This window comes from Paenibacillus sp. (genome assembly GCF_035645195.1).
Lineage (GTDB): Bacteria > Bacillota > Bacilli > Paenibacillales > YIM-B00363 > Paenibacillus_AE.
Window position 1 is genome coordinate 1 of sequence record NZ_DASQNA010000034.1, and the last position, 19,542, is coordinate 19,542.

The following is a 19,542-nucleotide window of genomic DNA, read 5'->3' on the forward strand; positions in this document are numbered from 1 at the left end:
CGCATCGGGCCCCGAGCCTCGGACGCCCGACGCCCCCCGCCGCCGCAAAAAATTAGCGAGCTTTCTGCACTATTAGCGAGTCCAAACTCGCTATTCGTGCGAAAAGCTCGCTATTTGCCCGAGGGCGAGCTGCAGGGGCGGCCTTCGGGAGCTAGGCGGCCGCCGCAGGCGAGTAGGCGCCGTCACTGGTGCGGCGAGCTTCCCGCATCGGGCCCCGAGCCTCGGACGCCCGACGCCCCCCGCCGCCGCAAAAAATTAGCGAGCTTTCTGCACTATTAGCGAGTCTAAACTCGCTATTAGTGCGAAAAGCTCGCTATTCACCCGAGGGCGGGCTGCAGGGGCGGCGCTTCGGCGGCTGCCGATGCGGACGGCGCTCAATAGCGCCGCCCGACCGCGGCCAGCCGCAGCCCCCGCCCCCCCGCCGCGCGGCTTACTTCGCCGGCTCGGACTGCGCCGCGAGGCGCTCGAAGTACGCCGGCGTCGGATCGAGCGAGTCGCCGCCGTCGTCGCGCTTCGGATTCTCTCTCCGGTACCATTGCCGGAAGACGTAAACCAGGATCGATCCGTACACCGTCTCCTGGATCAGCTTCATCAGCACGCCGCCGAGCTTCTGATCCTCGAGCGGCGGCATCCACGCCAGCGACTGCGGGCCGCTGAACATCTCGAGCAGCACCGTCGCGCCCTGCGGTACGCAGTAGCCCATCGCCGTCGCCCACAGCATCGGGTCCGTGTACGTGCCGTACATTGGCGAGCCCGAGAAGATGATCAACGCGCACGCCGGCATGAGCAGCACACTGTTCGCGAAGATGTACCCCATCTTCTTGAACCCTTCGAGCTTGTCGATCGTCGACACTGGGCAAATAACCGGGAACCACATAAGCAGCGCCGTGATCATCAACAGCACGTAATACGCCGTATGCAGCGCGAAGTTCGTCATGACGTAATCATGCACCGTCGGCACATGATATATCGAGAACGCCATGTTGAACAGCAGCAGCGTCACGATCGGGTTGATCAGGAACTTCAACCCGCGCGCGCCCGGCAGCCGAGCGATCGGCCGCAGAAACCATTCCGGCGTGCCCGCGAGCAGCATCGGCGCCGCGATAATGTACGCGAACGACATGCCGAGCATATGGAACGTGAACATCATATGACCGAGCAGGTCGATCGGGCTGCCGAACGCCGCGTACAAGAAGAACAGACCGCCGAGGAACCACGCCTTCTTCACTGCCGGGACCGGCTCCGCCCCGGGGATGCGCGCGCGGCCCGGGCCGGTGACGTACAAGTACCCTGCGCCGGCGGCGACGAACAGCAGCAGCGTGACCGGACTCCACAGCGAAGCCCAATCGAAACCGACCAATCCGAACATCACGAGTACCTCCTTGGCATAATTCAATCAATAGATGACGGGAGCGGCACTCCCTCCGGGAACCATACACCGTCGCCCCGGACAAACCTTATTGAACCTAGCGGCGCCGCGGACAAACAGACAGGCGGCGATCCGTTTGACCGAACCTCCGCCTGCCCGCAGCACTACGCCGATATATTTACCCGAAACCTTACTCGTTTACCACCAGGACCAGAGCAGACCGGCAGCCGCCGCCGTCAAAGCGACGAAGAAGCCGAACGCAATGCCGAAAATCGGCCAGGAATGCCCTTTGTCCTTCATGTGCATCCAGAACGCCAACTGTACGACGGCCTGGAAAATCGCCAACGCGATGATGAAGAAGTACACGAACCAGTGCTCGACGTGCGTCTCTTCCTCTACCAGGGAGTAAGCGACCGCGACGAACGCGAACGCCGTCAGCAAAATCGAAAGCGCGAAGGCGAGCAGATGGTTCTTGGGACCTTCGTGGCGATGCTTGCGGCGAGCGTTCACGTTACTCGACGAATCGTTATGCGATAACGTATGATCGGCCATTCCGGATCACCCCATCTTTCCCATGAGATAAACGATCGTGAAGATGAACACCCACACGACGTCGATAAAGTGCCAGTACAGCGACGCGACGTACACCTTCGGCGCCGTAATCGTCGTGAGGCCCTTCTTGCCGAGCTGGAAGATCAACAGCGTGATCCAGAGCACCCCGAACGCGACGTGCGCGCCGTGGAAGCCGACCAGCGAGTAGAACGACGTACCGAAGGCGCTCGAGTTGAACTGGTGACCTTCGTGCACGTAGTGAATGAACTCGTAAATCTCGAGGGCCAGGAAGCCCAGGCCGAGAGCTACCGTGACGCCGAGCCACAGCATCATCTGCGGCACGTTGCGGGCGTGCATCGCTTGGATCGCGAACACGCTCGTCAGCGACGACGTGAGCAGGATGAACGTCGCCCAAGCGACCAGAACGAGGTCGAACAGATGCGCGCCGTCCGGGCCGCCCATCGTGTTGTGGCGCAGCGCCATGAACGTGGCGAACAGGGTGCCGAACAAGACGCACTCGCCGCCGAGGAACAACCAAAATGCCAACAGTTTATTGCGACCTTCCAAGGTCGCGCGCTCCGGCTCGTGAGGCAGTTCGCCGGCGACGCCGTGCGCGTGCGGATCAACGTGAGTTACGCTGCTCATGCCGAAGCCCCCTTATCCTCAGTCGGATCGATATGCATGCCGTGATCGTCGTAAACCGAACGCAGGAACATGCAGAAGAACGTAATCAACAAGCCGCCGATAGCGACGTAGTATCCATTGAATTCTTCGCTGTACATGAAGCCGAGCGCGCCGATGAACAGGCCGATCGACATGAATAACGGAAGAATCGAAGGCGAAGGCATGTGAATCGGACCGAGCGGCTCCGCCGGCGTCATCGCCGTATTGCCTTCCATTTTCTCTTTCCACCATGCGTCGATGCCGCGAACGACCGGCGTCTGCGCGAAGTTGTACTCCGGCGCCGGCGACGGAATCGTCCACTCCAGCGTACGGCCGTCATCCCACGAGTCGGCTTTCGCCGTCTTCGGCTTCGTGAACGATGCAGCGATGTTCACGAGCAGGATGAGGATCGCGATGCCCATGACGAACGCGCCGACCGTGGACAGCTGGTTCATCCACGTCCAACCCGGATTATACTGCTCCGGCAGGTACGTGTATACGCGCCGCGGCATGCCGATCATACCGAGGAAATGCTGGATGAAGAACGTCAAATGGAAGCCGATAAAGAACAGCCAGAACGTCCATTTGCCGGACGTTTCGTTCAAGAAACGGCCGAACATTTTCGGCCACCAGTAGAACAGGCCGGACAGCAAGCCGAACACGATACCGCCTACGATAACGTAGTGAAAGTGCGCGACGACGAAGTAGCTGTCGTGGAATTGGAAGTCCGCCGGCGGCACCGCCAGCATGACGCCCGTCACGCCGCCCATAACGAACGTCGGCACGAAGCCGATCGCGAACAAGTTCGCGGTCGTGAACTTGATCTGGCCGCCCCACATCGTGAAGAGCCAGTTGAAAATTTTGATACCGGTCGGAATCGCGATCAGCATCGTCGCGACCGCGAACAGCGCGTTCGCTACCGGTCCCATGCCCGTCGTGAACATGTGGTGAACCCAAACCATGAAGCCCAAAAAGCCGATGAGCACCGTTGCGAATACCATCGCGCTGTAACCGAAGAGCCGCTTGCGCGAGAACGTCGGAATGACTTCGGAAATGATCCCGAACGCCGGCAGAACGAGGATATATACCTCAGGATGCCCGAAAATCCAGAAAATGTGCTGCCACAATACGATGTTGCCGCCCATGTTCGGGTCGAAAATATTACCGCCGAAGAGACGGTCGAACGTAAGCAATACTAAGCCTACCGTCAAAGCCGGGAACGCGAACAGGATGAGCGCGGACGTGATGAACGACGTCCACGTGAACATCGGCATCCGCATGAAGCTCATGCCCGGAGCGCGCATGTTGATGATCGTGACGAGGAAGTTGATGCCGCCGATCAAGGTGCCGATACCGGCAACCTGCAGACCCATCAAGTAGAAGTCAACCCCGCGATGCTGGCTGAACTGCTCGCTCGAGAGCGGCACGTACGCCGTCCAACCCGCGTCCGGCACGTCGCCGATAATCCAGCTCAGGTTGAGCAGCAAGCCGCCGAAGAAGAACGTCCAGAACCCGAGGGAGTTCAGGAACGGGAACGCGACGTCGCGCGCGCCGATTTGGAGCGGCACGACCGCGTTCATAAATCCGAAAATGATCGGCATCGCCGCGAGGAAGATCATCGTCGTGCCGTGCATGGTGAGCAGCTCGTTGTAAGTTTGCGCGCTTACGATGCTCATCTGCGGTCCCATCAACTGAAGTCGGATCAAAATCGCTTCGATACCGCCAATCAAGAAGAAGAATCCGCCGGCGAGCATGTACAGGATTCCGATTTTTTTATGGTCGACGGTCGTCAACCAATCCATGAGACCTGTATATCGCTTCACGGAGTGCGCATCGTGGTGCGCATGTGCGTGTGCGTTAGCCACCGGGCCAACCTCCCTAAACGTAATTGATGTTATGCGTTATTTCAGCTGCAGCAAATATTTCGCGAGTTGGTCGATCTCCTCGTCGGTCAATTCTACCTTCGGCATCAGCGTGCCCGGCTTGACCGCGTTCGGATCGCGAATCCATTCCTCGAGATTTTCTTCCGTATTGTCCAGAATGCCCGCCACGAAGGCGCGCTCGCCGAAGCCGTTCAGATGAGGCGCGGCCGCGCTTCTCGCGTCCGGCTGGATCGCGTGGCACTGGATGCAGTTCGCTTTGTACAGCTCTTCGCCCGCAGCCAAGTCTTCCGCAGCCACCGTCGGCGCTTCTTTCATATCGTTCACCCACGCCTGGAATTCTTCTTCCGTCACGACGACGGCTTTGAAATCCATGAGCGCGTGCGACGGACCGCACAGCTCGGCGCACTTGCCTTTGTATACGCCTACTTCCGTAGGATGCAGGTGCATGTAGCTTGTCAGACCAGGGTTCGTATCCTTCTTCCCGCCGAGAGCAGGAATCCAGAACGAGTGGTTGACGTCGACCGACGTCAGCTCGAACGAAATGTCGCGGCCGACCGGCATAACGACTTCTTGCGAAGAGTAGATGCCGAGCTCCGGATAGTTGAACTCCCACCAGAATTGGTGAGCGACGACTTGCACTTTGATCGCGTTCGGATCGGCGGACAAGTTCTGGTCATGCTTGAACGTGTAACCGACCGTCGGCACTGCCAGGATGGTGAGCAGGATGATCGGGATGACCGTCCAGATAATCTCCAGCTTGTGGTTGCCTTCCACTTGCTTCGGGATGCTGTTGTCCCCTTTGCGCGCGCGGAATTTCACGAGGACGTAAACCGAGATCGCGAATACGACCACGACGACGATGACCATGATGACGAGCGACAAAATCATGAGATTCAACTGTTCTTGCGCGAGCGTCCCTTTCGGGTTCAGCGGAGACGGTTCTTGCGAGCAGCCCGCAAGCAAGAGCGCCAGCGCGGCGAACAAGAGAAGGAACCGCTTCCCTTTCAAATACTGCAGCATAGTGGTGATCAACCCCGCATTCTGTATTATTTGCAGTGAAAACCGCATCACATCAATGGATTTCGGTCACAAAGACACCATACATACTATAAGTTCGGTGCATGGGTTTGTCAATTTAACGACACAAACCTTCACAAAAAGTTCGGATTCGTCCCCGGCCCTAAGCGACCGCTTCCAAGGGCATCTCGGGAACGTATCCGCAATTTGCGCCCGAACGCGCGAAACGGAGGCTTTAAGCCTCCGCGTACAGCTTCTCTCTCAGCCGCTGCACTTCATCGCTTTCCAAGTATTCGTCGTACGACATCTGCTTGTCGATGATGCCGTTCGGCGTAATCTCGATGATCCGGTTCGCGATCGTGTTCACGAACTGATGGTCGTGCGACGTGAACAGAATCGTGCCGTCGAAGTCGACGAGCCCGTTGTTGAGCGCCGTGATCGATTCGAGGTCGAGGTGGTTCGTCGGCTCGTCGAGGATAAGCACGTTCGCGCCGGTCAGCATCATGCGCGACAGCATGCAGCGCACCTTCTCGCCGCCGGACAGCACGCTCGCCTTCTTCAGCGCTTCGTCGCCCGAGAACAGCATCCGCCCGAGGAAGCCGCGGATGAACGACTCGTCCTGATCCTTCGAGTATTGGCGCAGCCAATCGACGAGATTCAAATCGACGCCCTCGAAGTAGCTCGAGTTGTCCTTAGGGAAATACGCGCGGGACGTCGTGATGCCCCAGCTGAATTCGCCCGCGTCCGGCTCGATCTCGCCCATGACGATCTGGAACAGCGTCGTCTTCGGCAAGGAGTTCGGGCCGACGAACGCGATTTTGTCGCCCGTGTTGATCATCAGGTGGAGGTTGTCGAGCACCTTCTCGCCTTCGATCGTCTTCGTCAACCCCTGGATCTGAAGCATCTGCTTGCCGGCCTCGCGCTCGCCCTTGAAGTGGATGAACGGATATTTCCGGTTGGACGGGCGGATGTCGTCCAGGCTGATTTTCTCAAGCAGCTTCTTCCGGCTCGTCGCCTGCTTCGACTTCGACTTGTTGGCCGAGAAGCGCTGAATGAACTCTTGGAGCTCCTTCACCTTCTCTTCCTTCTTCTTGTTCGCGTCGCGCTGCAGCTTCAGAGCGAGCTGGCTCGACTCGTACCAGAAGTCGTAGTTGCCGACGTACAGCTGGATTTTGCCGAAGTCGATGTCCGCGATGTGCGTACACACCTCGTTCAAGAAGTGACGATCGTGGGATACGACGATGACGGTGCCGTCGAATCTGCCGAGGAAGTTGATCAGCCAGCGAATCGACTCGATGTCGAGATGGTTCGTCGGCTCGTCGAGCAGCAGAATGTTCGGGTGACCGAACAGCGCTTGCGCGAGCAAGACGCGGACCTTCTGGTTGCCGTCGAGCTCCTTCATCAGTTTGTCGTGCAGGTCCGTGCCGATGCCGAGACCGATCAGCAGCTCGGCCGCTTCGGCTTCCGCCTCCCAGCCGTTCAGCTCCGCGAACTCGCCCTCGAGCTCCGCCGCGCGCATGCCGTCTTCGTCCGAGAAATCCGCCTTCGCATAAATCGCGTTCTTCTCTTCCATAATTTCATACAGGCGCTTGTGGCCCATGACGACCGTCTGCAGCACCTGGAATTCGTCGTATTCGTAATGGTTCTGCTTCAGCACCGCCATCCGCTCGCCGGGGGTGATGTGCACCTCGCCGCGGGTCGGCTCCACTTCGCCGGAGAGAATTTTCAGGAACGTCGACTTGCCCGCCCCGTTCGCGCCGATGAGACCGTAGCAGTTGCCCGGAGTAAATTTGATATTGACGTCTTCGAATAGCGCACGCTTGCCGAATTGCAGCGTGACGTTGGATACCGTAATCATAAGTTCTAAGTAAACCGTCCTTTCCGCGCCTGAAATTGCAACTTACCCATTATATCATAATTACCGTAAAGTGACGGGATATATTCAATGGAAGCGATATCGGTGGAAGCGTAAAGCGGTCGTCGGGCGAAAAAGGTCCGCGGGAGCGGCGGTTCGAACGTCATTCGGCCATGCGGCGCGCGGCAGGGCGGGCTCCCGAGGGCGTCTGCCGACGCCCTTCGGGCAGCCCCCGCGGTATGGTATGATATGGAGAGCGGCGCATGCCGCGCCGCAATCGTCATCGGAGGTGCTTGAAACGCATGAACCTCGTTAGAATCGAACCGACGCCGAGCCCGAACGCCATGAAGCTGAACGTGGACGAATCGCTGGCTCCCGGCGTGAAATATGCATTCGACGCCGCGAACGCGGGGCGGGCGCCGGCGCATTTGCGAGCGTTGCTCGTCATCCCCGGCGTCAAGAGCGTGTACCAGGCGGCCGACTTCATCGCCGTCGAACGCGAGCCCGCCGCCGACTGGCGGGCCATTCTCGCCGCCGTGCGCGAAGCGTTCGGCGGAACCGGTACCGGCGGCGCCGCTGCGGAGGGCGGCGATTTCAGCTACGGCGAAGCGACCGTGCTCGTGCAGATGTTCCGCGGCATCCCGATGCAAGTGCGGGTGCGCGCGGGGCACGAGGAGTCGCGCGTCGCCCTGCCGCAGCGGTTCGCGGACGCGGCGATGACCGCGGGCGCCGCGTCGCCGAATTTGATCCGCGAACGGCGGCTCGTCGAGCACGGCGTCCGCTACGGCGAGCTCGCCGACATCGTGGCGGAGGTGGCGGCGGAGCTCGACGCCGCGTACGACGACGCGCGGCTCGCGCAGCTGATCGCGCAGGCGGAGGCGATGGGCGCGGAGCCCGACGCCGCGCCGCCCGCGCCGGAGCCGGCGGCGGAGGCCTTGACGCCGGAGCAGCTCGCGGCGCGCCTTCGCGACGCCGATTGGAAAGTGCGCTACGCCGCCCTCGAGCGGCTGCAGCCGTCTGAGGAGACGCTGCCGCTCCTCGACCAGGCGCTTGCGGACGACAACTTCTCCGTCCGCCGGCTCGCCGTCGTCTACCTCGGCGACATCAAAGGGCCGGAAGCGGTCCGCCGCCTGACCGCCATGCTGAAGGATCCGTCGGCGGCGGTGCGCCGCACGGCCGGGGACGCGCTGTCGGACATCGGCGACGCCTCCGCGCAGCCGGCGATGATCGAGTCGCTCGCCGACAAGAGCAAAATCGTGCGCTGGCGCGCGGCGCGCTTCCTGTACGACCTCGGCGACGAAGCGGCGATTCCCGCGCTGCGCATCGCCGCCGAAGATCCCGAGTTCGAGGTCGCGCTGCAGGCGCGCATGGCGCTCGAGCGCATCGAATCCGGCGAAGCGGCCGCCGGCACCGTCTGGCAGCAGATGGCGCGCAGCCGGGAGACGGAATGATTGATGTACGTTAACAAGAAGAGGGCTGCCGCGGCAGCCCTCTTCTTGTTATTCCAATTCCACAGTCAGCAATCTGTTATTCAAAATATGATACAACGTTCCGTCGTTCCCGAAAAAGATTTCCTTCCCGAGCGACACGTTCTGCACCTTCTGGAACGTCGCGGCGTCATACACGCCGTTCTTTCCGACCAAACGCGCCCCGTCCGGGCTTACGGCATAGATCGGCTCCGGCAGCACCGCGATCGTCGTCTTCAAATCGTCCATCGCGAATATATGGTTTTTGGCGATGACCCAGCCCCGATCCTCCGACAAGATTACCGGCGTATCGAGCGGATCCCGCGCAAACTGCGGGTAGGGAACCACGGTTTCATCGGTCTGCGCGAAAGCGCCGTACACGCTCCCAGCGACCGTTACCTCTCTGACGGAGGAACTTGCCAATCCGGCATCCCATCCGTACTGATACCAATAATAAAACCGGTTGGAATCGCTAGTAATCGCCATATCGCCCACGCCTTGAATCGCGTTCCCGGAACTCACCTTCGCGAACGAATCCGAATCGAACACCGTCAACGCCGGCTCCCATCCTCCGGTAATGACGTACAGCCGATTCCCCCGTTCGTACACATGCCGATCGGAGAAATCTCTCGCATCTTCATCCGCGGAGTCATTCAAAGTTCTGAGCTCGGTGTAATCGTCGGCGTCCATTTCCGTGACCAAAGCGCTCGCGTCATGATTGACGATGTACAGCTTCGAGCCGTCCTCCGACAACTCGATGCCCAACGGCTTATACGACAGCGAGACCGTATGGCGTACCGCCTTCGACGCCGGATCGACGATATACAGCCGGTGGAAGGCCGTATCGATCGCGTAAGCCACATTTCTTCCAGCATCGTAAACGACATCGGCGATCCGCCCGTCGAGCGCGATCCCGGCACCCTCTTCCTCCGGAAGCGGCGCATACGAAGCCTCGTCCACGATTTCCACGGCGTACCGCCCGTCGATCGACGTGACGGCGACGATGTCCCCATCTGAATCGAACACGAACGCGGCGTCCCCTTCCGTCTCGTACTGTCCGTATGGCGTAAAATTCGAATACCGATACGCCGTGATCGTCCGCCCCGCCGCCGTATAAAACCGGCCGTTCGGAAGATCGAACGCGATATCCGCATACCGCTCTTCGCGGAGCGAAGGGAGAAAGTCGTATACGAAAGACATGTCGTCGAACCGATCGGCGTTCGCATAAAATACGGTGCCGGTCTCGGCAAACAGGTACCTCCCGTCGGGAGAAACCTTGAACGCGCGGCCCATGTCGGAATCCCCGTAATAGACAGAGTCGTATTGGCCGGCGATCCGCCCGTCCGACAGCGAGAACGCCAACAGATCCACGGGCTTCGTATTCGCCGGCATGGCATACAGCTTGTCAAATGCGGGATGGGCTTGAAGCGAGAGATTCTGATGGACCGCCGTCCTCTCCATCACCCGATAGCTGTCGGCTTGATAGGAGACGATCAACCGATCCCAGTCTCTCTCGGCGGCCACATGCACGTTGCCCGCCCGATCGATCGCAGCGTCCGTCGGGTTCGCGTCGATCGGGACCGTCGCCAGCGGGCGGAAGTCAGCGGCGTCCATGACGACGAGGGAGCCGCTCTCGTTATAGCAGCCGACGCACGCTCGAACCGCGACGAACAGCTTCCCGTCCGACAGCCTGAGGCGAACCGGGACGCCGGGAAGCGCCGCCGCGCGGAGGGCGCCGGTCTCGATGTCGAGCGCGTACACGCGCCGCTCCTCCGCGCTCGCCAAATACAGCGTCGACGCCGCCGGATCGGCGACGGCGTCCGTCGGCCGAAAGCCGAGCGGCACCCGATCGGCCCGAACGAATGCGGGCGCGCTCGGATCGGATTCGGCATCCCATTCGGCCCCTCCGACCGCCGCCGTAACGACGTACATTCTCGTCGCGGTCGACTCGGGGTCCGGATCGACGGCGAAAGCGTCCCGCGTCGCGACGCGGCGCCCGTCCGCATCCAGCAGCGGCCGATACGACGCTTCGCCGTCGTTTTTATAATAAACGTTGTAATAGTGCGCCGCGGGAACCGGCTCCCAAGACAAGCGAACGCCTTGGCCCTCCGACGCCGCCGCGGACACGCCCCGAGGGGACGAGGGGGCCTCGGCGATCCCTTGATACGCCCACCCCGCTCCGTCCCAAACGGCCGCCAGCACGCTGCCGCCGGACCGCAGCAGCAGCCGGTCGCCGGCGGACAGCGGCTCGGGATGCGCTTTGCCGTCGACGGGACGCGCCGGCTCGCCGTTGATGGCGTACATCGCCTGCTCCGTGCCTTCGTAACGGATCAATGCGAAGGCGTCGGGACCCTCGAAGGATGCGCCGACATAGGCGACGGCGACGGATTTGTAGCTCCCTGAAGGAGCCGCAAGGTAATCCCCGGCCGGCTCGTTCCCATGCTCGAGCGCATACTCGGCAACCGGCCCGTCGCTCGTGAGGAACAAAGCGCGAGACACGTCCCTGCCTTCCGTATCCCGAATGAGCCACTCCGGCTGAGCGGCTTCCGGCGCCCCGCCGTAAACGGCATACAAGCGATCGTTCATCAAAAACGCGGCTTCGGACGCGGGGCCTTGCTCGATCCGAAACGAAAACGAAACGCTCTCGGGCAGCCCTTGATGAGTCAGCGTAACCGTACAAGGTCCCGCCGCGGGCGTTCCCGTCGCCTTCAAGGTCAATCCGACCAATCGTTCCTTGTTCGGCAGATCGACGCGCGAGAACATCGGATGGCCCGCCGCGTCCCTAAGGATGTCGACGCCCGGACAGCTCGCGCTGAAGCGAAATTGCTCCGGAGGCGTCCCCCCGGCGCGATTGCGGAACAGGAGGCGAAACTCCCCGAAATCGGACGTCGTGAGCAGCGGCTGTTGCTCCCGATGATACAGTCCTTGAACCTCATATGCCCAAGTATACGGGTGTTCGGACGAGATCGGCTCGACCGCGCGCGCCGACGCCGCGACCTTCCGCATGACCCGCATCTCCCGGTAAGCGGCCCGAACGGTGTACCGTTCGCCCTCCTGGAACGTTCCAACGAACCGCCGCTCCGCTCCGCCGGAAGGACGGCCGTCGGCGACGACCGCTCCGGTCGTGTCGTCGTATACGGCGACGGAAGCCTCGCCGGCGAATCGTTCCGTCGCATCTTCTCCGTATTGGTTGAGAAGCCGAAGCGTCGCCGCGGCCTCCCCCGTGCCAGTCAATCGAAGGAATTCCTCCGGGAGCGAAAGCTTCTCCACCCGCTCTTGCTCCACCGTCAGCTCCGTCGACGCATAGACTGCGGATTCGCCCTCCGCGTCGGTCACCGCAACGGCCGCGGTATAGGAGCCGGCCGTCAAGGGCCGCTCGAGCTCCAGCCTCGCTTCGCGCCCGAACCATTCGAAACGGACGGAGGCGATGCCGACGGAGCCCCCGCTGCCGTCCTTGACGGCGAAACTCGTCGTATCCGGGGGCACCTCGCCGTAGAGCGAAAGGTGCATCGTCTTGTGCCCGACGGCGCGCGCCGACACGTACAGATGCTCCGGGACGGACGGCGGCTCCGTCTTCGGCGGCTCGCCGCCCCCTGCGCCCGGAGTCGCCGGATTCAAGGGAGGCAAGCCGCTCAGACGCTCGGGTTGCTTCATGAACGTCGTGCCTTCGGCCCCTTTTTGCAAATCGGCGCGCCGAATCGTTCCGTAACCGAACACTTCTGTCGCGGCATGGAGGGTCAATGATACGACCTCGGCGGTATGGGCGACATGGAGCCGCGCCGACGCGGCTTCGCCGGCCACCACCAGCTGCGAGACGCTGCCGCCGACGAGATCGACCGCCGCAGCCGACCAAATCCAAACCGAATCGAATGCGCCGGAGAACGATACGGCTGCGCCGGACGGCATGGCGCCGCCGACCGTCACGTTCGTAAATCCGTCTCCCGCGACATTCTCCTCCTCGAGTACAGCGGCCGACCGCACCTCCACCTCGCCGACCGACGTCGAGCCTTTCGCCGCGAGACGTACGGCGCCGTCCCGTTTCTCCACGATCACCGTACCCAACCGGCTGTTCTCCAGGTGGATGCTGTTCGGGCCGCCGCCACGCACGAACGTACGCCCGCCGACGGTTACGTTGGACAGCGTCGCGTCGCCTTCGCCGATCCCTTCGGCTAAAACGAGATCGCCTCGGATGTTCAGGTTGCGCAGCGTGACGCCCGAACCGGCGATCACAACCGTCGACGGGATCGAGAGGCTTCCTTCCTCCGGACCGAATTCGCCCGGATCGCCGTAAACGACCTCAGGCTCCATCCCCCAGCTTCCTGCGGCCCGGTCCAACGTGACGACCGCTTCCGCCCGGGTAACCTTCCGCTTCGGTCCGAACGCGCCGTTCTCGTATCCGACCATCATGCCGTGAGAAGCGACGCTCGCGATCGATGCACGGCTCCAATCGGCCAAGGACGCGTCGTCCGCGAAAGCATTTGTCTTCCAGCCGGGCTCTAGATCGAGCAGTCCGTCGATCATAACGGCAAGCTCTTCTCGGGATACGGCGGCATCCGGTTTCATCCTGCCGTCTCCGTACCCTTTCATGAACCCTTGCGCGACCGCCGCCGCGATCGGCTCGTATTGCCAGCTGCCGACCGGCAAGTCGACGAACGGCTCCTTACGGGCCGAGGCCGGAACCCCGAATTTTCTTTGGATCAGCGCAGCCGTCTCCGCCCGCGTAATCGGCGCGTCCGGACGAAGCGAGCCGTCCCCGTATCCCCGGATCGCCCCTTCCGACACCCAGCGCTCGAGAATCTCCTCCGCCCAGTGACCCGACGTATCTCGGGCCGCGCCCGCCGCCGCCGGCGCCGCGCCGAACGCGATCGCGAAGCACAGCGTCAGCGCGATCCACCGCCGCATCGCCTGTTGGGTTCTCGCCTTGCTTCCCGCCATTTTTATATCCCCCAGATTTGTTTCTGTCTTTATTTAAGGAGGTTAATATTCTTCGTTGCCGCCGCAATCCCTTCCTCGCCGGCGCCGTTGCGATTATTTACCGGTTCCGCGCAAGCTCCATCGTCCGGAAAACGACAAAAAGCCCGGATCCCGAACATCCGGGAACCAGGCTCTTCTACATTCCATAAGGATTACTCGCTTTTCGTGCCGGTGAACGACGTTTCCGGCGTCGTCAATTTGTCGTAGTACTCGACGTACTTGTCCTTGTCCGCGCTGGCGCGGAGCGCCATCGCGGAGCGCGGGTGCTCGTTCAGCATGCCCGTGATCATGTACGGGATGTTGTAGCCCCACTCCCACTTTTCGCGCATCGGCACCATGTGCTTCTCGAGGAAGCCGAGCGCCGGACGCACGTCGTAGCGCGGGTTTTTCAAGTGGCCGAGCAGCAGCTCGGTCGTGCAGTTGCCCGCCGCGCGGCCCATGCCGTACACGGACGAATCGAGGAACGTAATGCCGCTCTCGATGCCCGCGAGCGTGTTCGCGAACGCCAGCTGCATGTTGTTGTGCGTATGAATGCCGAGCGTCTTGTTCGGCAGCGAGCGATGGAACTTCTCCGTCATGTAGGAGACGTCCTTCGGCGTCATGCTGCCGTAGGAGTCGACCACGTACACGACGTCGATGTTGCTGTTGCCGATTTCCTGCAGCGCTTCCGTCAATTCGTTCTCGAGCGCGTGCGAGAGCGCCATGATATTGATCGTCGTTTCGTAGCCGAGGGCGTGGAACTTCTCCGCCAGCTCGATGCCCTTGTCCACGTCCTTGATGTAGCAAGCTACGCGAATCAGGTCCAAGAGGCTTTGCTCCCTTGGCAAAATATCGTTCTCGTCGACGCGGCCGATATCCACGAGCGCGGACAGCTTCGTCTCCGTCTTATGCGGGATGACCTCGCGCAGGAACGCTTCGTCCAAGAAGCGCCACGGGCCGGCATCGCCGCCCTTGAGCAGCTTCGGCGAGTTTTTGTAGCCGATCTCCATGTACTCGACGCCGGCTTCGCTCAAGCTGTAATACAGGTCGCGCACGAATTCGACGCTGAAATCCCAGTTGTTGACGAGTCCGCCATCGCGGATGGTGCAATCCAAAATTTTGCAGTGCGTTGTTTTCATGGTTCGCTCCTTTGGCCCTCCTGAAGCTGTTCGGCTTCTTTTCGCTAATTATTCCATTATAGTGGTCTCGTCCGCAGACCACAACCGCGTTTTGCCCAGCGGCATGACCCACAGGCGGTTTTCCGGCAAGCCGCGGCGGCTCCACTCCGCGTTCAGCCGGTCGAGCGCCTCGTTCGGCGTATCGTCCGCGAGGCGGAACGCCCCGTAATGCATCGGGACGAAGAACGCCGCGCCGACGTCGAGGAACGTCTGGACCGCCTCCTCCGGCGACATATGCGAGTCGCGCATGAACCATTCGGGCTCGTATGCCCCGATCGGCAGCAGCGCGACGCGGATATCGCCGTACCGCTCGCCGACGGCGCGCAGGCCGGCGTCGTACCCGCTGTCGCCGGCGAAATACAGCGTGTCGCCGCCCCGCCGAACGACCCAACCGCCCCAGTGCGACGTGTTCGTGTCCCACGGCGTGCGGCGCGTCCAATGCTTCGCCGGCACGAACGCGAACTCGACGCCGCCGACCGTCGTCTCCTCCCACCACGACAGCGCTCGTACGCGAGGGAAGCCCTTCCGCCGAAACCAGCCGTCGAGCCCCTCCGGCACGAGCGCGACGAATTCGCCCGGAAGGCGGCGCAGGCTGCCGAGATCGAGATGATCGTAATGCGCGTGCGACAGCAGCACCACGTCGATCGGCGGCAGATCGCCGATGGCGATGCCCGGCGGCGACAGCCGCCGATGAAAACCCATGACGTTCGCCCATACGGGGTCCGTGACGATGTTCAGTCCTCCGAGCTGCACGAGGAACGTCGAATGGCCGATGAACGTCACCGACGGCTCGGTCCGATTGGCGCGCAGCCAGTCGAGCTCAGGCTCGACGCGCGGCAGCCGGTACGTCAAATCCTTCTTCTTGCTCCTTCTCTCCCGCCGCCACTGCCGCAGCTCCGCGAACGTCTTCGTGTTCGCGCCGCCGTCGGCGTTGACGAATCGTTTCTTCCCCATATGCTCTCCTCCCTTACGCACGTTCCGACGCCGAGCCCGCCTCCCCCGGCAGCTTCACCGCGGCGCGGTGCCGGGCGAACAGCGCGAGCCCGAGCGCCGCGGAGGCGAGGCCGAGCGCGCCTCCGATGTAATAGATCGATTGAATGCCGAACCGTTCGGCAGCGGCCCCCATCAGCAGCAGCGACAGCGCGAACGCGAGCGCGTTGATCGCCCCGTGAGCGACGAGGGCGTTCGGCAGCGCGCGCTCCGATACGTTCAGCTGCAGCAGTGTTCGCTGCGCCGTCTCGCGGATCATGCACGGCAGGCCGAGAGCGGCGACGAGCGCCAGCGCCGCGGCCGGCGACGTCGTCGCGCCGTACAGCAGCGTGCCGACGCCGTACCCGAACGAGCTGAACGCGAGCGCCAGCGGAAGCCGGCGCGACAGCTGCCGGCTGAGCCGCGCCGCGAGCGCGCCGCCCGCGATCATGCCGACGAAGTACGCCGCGTTCAGGAAGCCCCAGAACGCTTCCTCCTGCCCGAGCCGCTGCTCCACGAACGTCAGCGTGAACACGCCGGCGAAAATCGAGATCGCGACCCCTTCGAGCAAATCCATCGCGACGACCGCGCGGACGGCCGGATTGCGAAACAGCTCGAGCCAGCCGAGCCGAATCGCCTCGCCGCGCGAAGGCGCCTTCGCGGGGACGGCGTCCGGCGCGGCGGCTTGGGCGGGCGCAGCGGCGGGCTCTGCGGCGGGCTCTGCGGCGGGCTGCGCCGGCCGGGCCGCTTCGAGCGCCGCGTTCGCCCCGGCCGCGGCGGCGGCCGCCGGCGCGAGCCGCAGCGCGGCCGCGAAGCCGGCGGCGAACAGCAGCGCCGTGCCCGCCAGCATCCACGCCGGATCGAGCAGCGCCGCCAGCACCCCGCCGACGCCCCATGCGGCGATGGCGCCCACCTCGCGCGCCGTCGCGAGCGTCGCGTTCGCCCGGGCGAGACCGGCGGCCGGCGTCAGCCTCGCGACGAGCGCGTACACGACCGGGTCGGTCCAACCCTGCAGCGTCGAGATGACCAGGACGAACGCGAGCAGCGCCGCCGGCGCCTCCACGCCGAGGGCGACCGCGCCCGCGAGGGCGAGCAGCGCGGCCGTCTCGCCCGCGCGGGTGAGCGCGAGCAGCCGGACGAGCGGCAGCCGCTCGAGCAGCAGCGGCGAGATGAACGAGCTGCCGAACATCGCGAGCACGCGCACGAACGGAAACAGCGCCGCGAGCAGCGTGGAACCGGTCGTTCGCTTTAGGTGAATGACCATTAGCGAGATGTACAATATATCTCCTAAATGGCCAACGACGTACGCGAACAGCAGCAGCGGAAATCGATTCCCGGGCCGGCCGTTCATCGCGCGTACTCGATCAAGCCGAACGGGATGCCTTCCGGATCCGCGCAGTATTGGAACCGCCCGACGCCCGGCAGCGGCAACACATCGGACAGCGTCCGTCCGCCGTGCGCGCGCACCTTCTCGGCGTAAGCGTCGAGGTTCTCCACTTGGACCGTGTTGACCGTCTGCGGCGGCAGCGCGTCGCTGATCGGGCGAACCGTCGCGCCGTTGATGCCTCGCGCGCCGCCGGCATCGTCCGATATCAGCCGCCAGTAGCCTTCCGCGGCTTCGACCTTCCGCCAGCCGAACACGTCCGCATAGAATGCCGCCGTGCGCTCCGGCCGCCGCGACAACAGCTCGAAATGAACGACTCGATTCATGTCTTCCCCTGCTTTTCCTGTATTTTCTTTCTATGATACCGGTTTTGCCGGGCATTTTCACATGTTTCGAGGCGGCCCGCACGCCGCTATGTTATAATGGCTCAACCCGATGCCGAAAGGAGGTCTTCCCGTCCCATGAAACAGCAATGGTCTTTGATCTTGGGATTTTTCTTCGCGCTCGTCGTCGCCGTGTTTTCCGTCCTCAACGTAGAATCGGTGCCGGTCGATTACGCGTTCGGCACCGCTTCGTTTCCGCTGATCGTCGTCATCCTCGCCTCGGCCTTCGCGGGCGGCCTTACCGTCGGACTGTTCGGCACGATCCGCATCCTGCGCCAATCCCGCGACATCCGGCAGCTTCGCAAAGAGCTGCAGACGCTGAAGGACGCCGCGCCGAAGGCGCCGGACGCCGATGCCCCGCAGCCCGCAGCTCCCGCGGCGAACGCCTCCACCGAGCTGCTCGCCCCGACGGAAGCCGCCGGAGACGACACGAAATAAGCCGGAGCGCATTCGCCCCGGCTCGCGTCGCTTCCTAACGTTACTGCTGCAGGCGGCACGCCTCCAGCGCCTGCTGCACCCGCGTCACGCCTTGGCTCATGGCATGACCGCCGCCGACCGCGGCCGCTACCGCCGCCGCTTCGAGCACTTGCTTCGGCGACGCTCCCTTGGACAGCGCCTCCTGCACATGGTACATCGTGCATACCTCATTGTTCGCGAACAGCGCGATGCCGAGGGCGATCAGCTGCTTCTCTTTCGCGCCGAGCGCGCCATCCTCGAAGCATGCCCCGGTAAACCGGTGATACGCCTCGACGACGTTCGGCAGCGCGTCCATCATATGACCGACGCCGATTTTGTACGCGTCGACCTTCTGATCCATTACGGTTCCTGCCACGTCCGTTTCCTCCTATGCCGAAATGTCCCTGTTAGCATCCCCAATTTCCCCCGGCTATACCCGGGTCCCGGCTCGCCGGCGCTCCATGCATGGATACGGCCCGGTAAGGAAACTCTACCCTGTAATCATTCCAAGGGCGGAGTAGTAAGCTTATGAGCGCGAACTCATTTTGGTACATAGGACTATCCGGTTTGTGCTTGCTGGTTATTGTCTATACGAATTACAAAAAGAAAGATCTACACACCTTTCTCCATTTTTTAATGATCTCCGAAATGGCTTACCTAATTGAAGCGGTAATCTATACCTACAACAACAGCTATTTCTACCGACCGGAGCTGCTCAAGACCGACCCGCTGTACGACAGTCACTTGGGCGCGCTGACGTCCAACTTGTTGGCGATCCCCGCGATCGCGAATTTCCTATCGGCTTTCCGATTGGGCTGGCCTGGTTATGGGTTGGCTATCGTCTTCCTCGCGGCGGTGGAATGGCTATTCGTCAAGCTGCACATTTACACGCTCCATTGGTGGCGAGTCGGGTACACCTCGATGGGCCTTGCCGTGTTTTTCCCTACAGCCGCGATGCTGTATCGCCGAATTCAACGACCGGTCAGAGGGACCATGAAGGCGTTATTCGTTTATTTAAGCATCGGCCCCCTATCCGGGTGGTTCCATTTTCTCCCGATCATGCTGTTCGAATGCCGCCAGTACCGGCCGGGATGGTTCGAAGACATGGCGCGGGATACGAGCGCTTTCGCCGTCTTGCACTACATTGCCGTTGCTGTCGTCGTCACCGTATTGGCGGTGTCGCGCTGGAAGCATCGCTGGATGAAATACGCGCTGCTGGAGCTTTTTGTGATCGTCGCCGAATTCGTCTTGCGAACGACGGGCATGTTGCGCAGCGAGACATGGTGGGATCCGTGGTTTTACCTGTTGTTCCCTTTAGGAATCTTATTGGCTGCCGAAGGCGTGAGCGGAGCGCTGTCCGAAGGGGCGGGCCGCGGTGAAGCCTCGGCCGAATAAACAAAGCCGCCGCGGCGAA

At 62.3% G+C, this 19,542-nt stretch carries 15 protein-coding genes; 3 read left to right on the forward strand and 12 right to left on the reverse strand.

Going from position 1 to position 19,542, the window contains the following annotated elements:
• Positions 1–430: 430 nt before the first annotated feature.
• From ctaG to VE009_RS18615, 6 genes are all read right to left on the reverse strand, one after another.
• Positions 431–1,369 (reverse strand): cytochrome c oxidase assembly factor CtaG, encoded by a 939-nt coding sequence (ctaG, locus tag VE009_RS18590; RefSeq protein ID WP_325010227.1) that lies wholly within the window; start codon positions 1,367–1,369, stop codon positions 431–433.
• 198 nt (positions 1,370–1,567) lie between these two features.
• Positions 1,568–1,921, reverse strand: a complete 354-nt coding sequence (locus tag VE009_RS18595) for a cytochrome C oxidase subunit IV family protein (protein WP_325010186.1) — start codon at positions 1,919–1,921, stop codon at positions 1,568–1,570.
• A 6-nt stretch (positions 1,922–1,927) separates the two neighbouring features.
• Complete coding sequence (locus VE009_RS18600) at positions 1,928–2,566, reverse strand: cytochrome (ubi)quinol oxidase subunit III (protein WP_325010187.1); 639 nt, start codon at positions 2,564–2,566, stop codon at positions 1,928–1,930.
• Entirely contained in the window at positions 2,563–4,386 is a 1,824-nt protein-coding gene (ctaD, locus tag VE009_RS18605) for a cytochrome c oxidase subunit I (RefSeq protein ID WP_325010229.1), read from the reverse strand. Before ctaD ends, VE009_RS18600 begins: the two co-directional genes overlap by 4 nt.
• A gap of 99 nt (positions 4,387–4,485) precedes the next feature.
• Positions 4,486–5,487 (reverse strand): cytochrome c oxidase subunit II, encoded by a 1,002-nt coding sequence (gene coxB / locus VE009_RS18610; RefSeq protein ID WP_325010189.1) that lies wholly within the window; start codon positions 5,485–5,487, stop codon positions 4,486–4,488.
• A gap of 232 nt (positions 5,488–5,719) precedes the next feature.
• On the reverse strand, positions 5,720–7,342 hold the full coding sequence (locus tag VE009_RS18615; protein ID WP_325010191.1) for an ABC-F family ATP-binding cassette domain-containing protein: 1,623 nt from the start codon (positions 7,340–7,342) through the stop codon (positions 5,720–5,722).
• Positions 7,343–7,641: 299 nt separating this feature from the next.
• On the opposite strand from VE009_RS18615, the gene VE009_RS18620 reads away from it, so the two are divergent.
• Positions 7,642–8,790, forward strand: a complete 1,149-nt coding sequence (locus VE009_RS18620; protein ID WP_325010193.1) for a conserved virulence factor C family protein — start codon at positions 7,642–7,644, stop codon at positions 8,788–8,790.
• Between the two features lie 48 nt (positions 8,791–8,838).
• On the opposite strand, the gene VE009_RS18625 is transcribed toward VE009_RS18620, so the two are convergent.
• The 5 genes from VE009_RS18625 to VE009_RS18645 form a co-directional block, all read right to left on the reverse strand.
• Complete coding sequence (locus tag VE009_RS18625) at positions 8,839–13,740, reverse strand: S-layer homology domain-containing protein (RefSeq protein WP_325010195.1); 4,902 nt, start codon at positions 13,738–13,740, stop codon at positions 8,839–8,841.
• Positions 13,741–13,931: 191 nt separating this feature from the next.
• The gene (locus tag VE009_RS18630; protein ID WP_325010197.1) at positions 13,932–14,897 is read right to left on the reverse strand and encodes an aldolase catalytic domain-containing protein; all 966 of its coding nucleotides are present in this window, start codon (positions 14,895–14,897) and stop codon (positions 13,932–13,934) included.
• A 48-nt stretch (positions 14,898–14,945) separates the two neighbouring features.
• The gene (locus tag VE009_RS18635) at positions 14,946–15,890 is read right to left on the reverse strand and encodes an MBL fold metallo-hydrolase (RefSeq protein WP_325010199.1); all 945 of its coding nucleotides are present in this window, start codon (positions 15,888–15,890) and stop codon (positions 14,946–14,948) included.
• A 13-nt stretch (positions 15,891–15,903) separates the two neighbouring features.
• Complete coding sequence (locus tag VE009_RS18640; protein ID WP_325010200.1) at positions 15,904–17,256, reverse strand: MFS transporter; 1,353 nt, start codon at positions 17,254–17,256, stop codon at positions 15,904–15,906.
• Complete coding sequence (locus VE009_RS18645) at positions 17,253–17,615, reverse strand: VOC family protein (RefSeq protein WP_325010201.1); 363 nt, start codon at positions 17,613–17,615, stop codon at positions 17,253–17,255. Before VE009_RS18645 ends, VE009_RS18640 begins: the two co-directional genes overlap by 4 nt.
• 135 nt (positions 17,616–17,750) lie before the next feature.
• On the opposite strand from VE009_RS18645, the gene VE009_RS18650 reads away from it, so the two are divergent.
• Entirely contained in the window at positions 17,751–18,110 is a 360-nt protein-coding gene (locus VE009_RS18650; protein ID WP_325010203.1) for a LapA family protein, read from the forward strand.
• Between the two features lie 40 nt (positions 18,111–18,150).
• Here the strand turns inward: VE009_RS18650 and VE009_RS18655 are convergent, their stop codons facing one another.
• The gene (locus VE009_RS18655; protein ID WP_325010230.1) at positions 18,151–18,489 is read right to left on the reverse strand and encodes a carboxymuconolactone decarboxylase family protein; all 339 of its coding nucleotides are present in this window, start codon (positions 18,487–18,489) and stop codon (positions 18,151–18,153) included.
• Between the two features lie 287 nt (positions 18,490–18,776).
• Between VE009_RS18655 and VE009_RS18660 the strand changes: the two genes are divergently transcribed.
• Positions 18,777–19,523, forward strand: coding sequence for a hypothetical protein (locus tag VE009_RS18660; protein ID WP_325010205.1), 747 nt, complete (start codon positions 18,777–18,779; stop codon positions 19,521–19,523).
• The last annotated feature ends 19 nt before the right edge of the window (positions 19,524–19,542 follow it).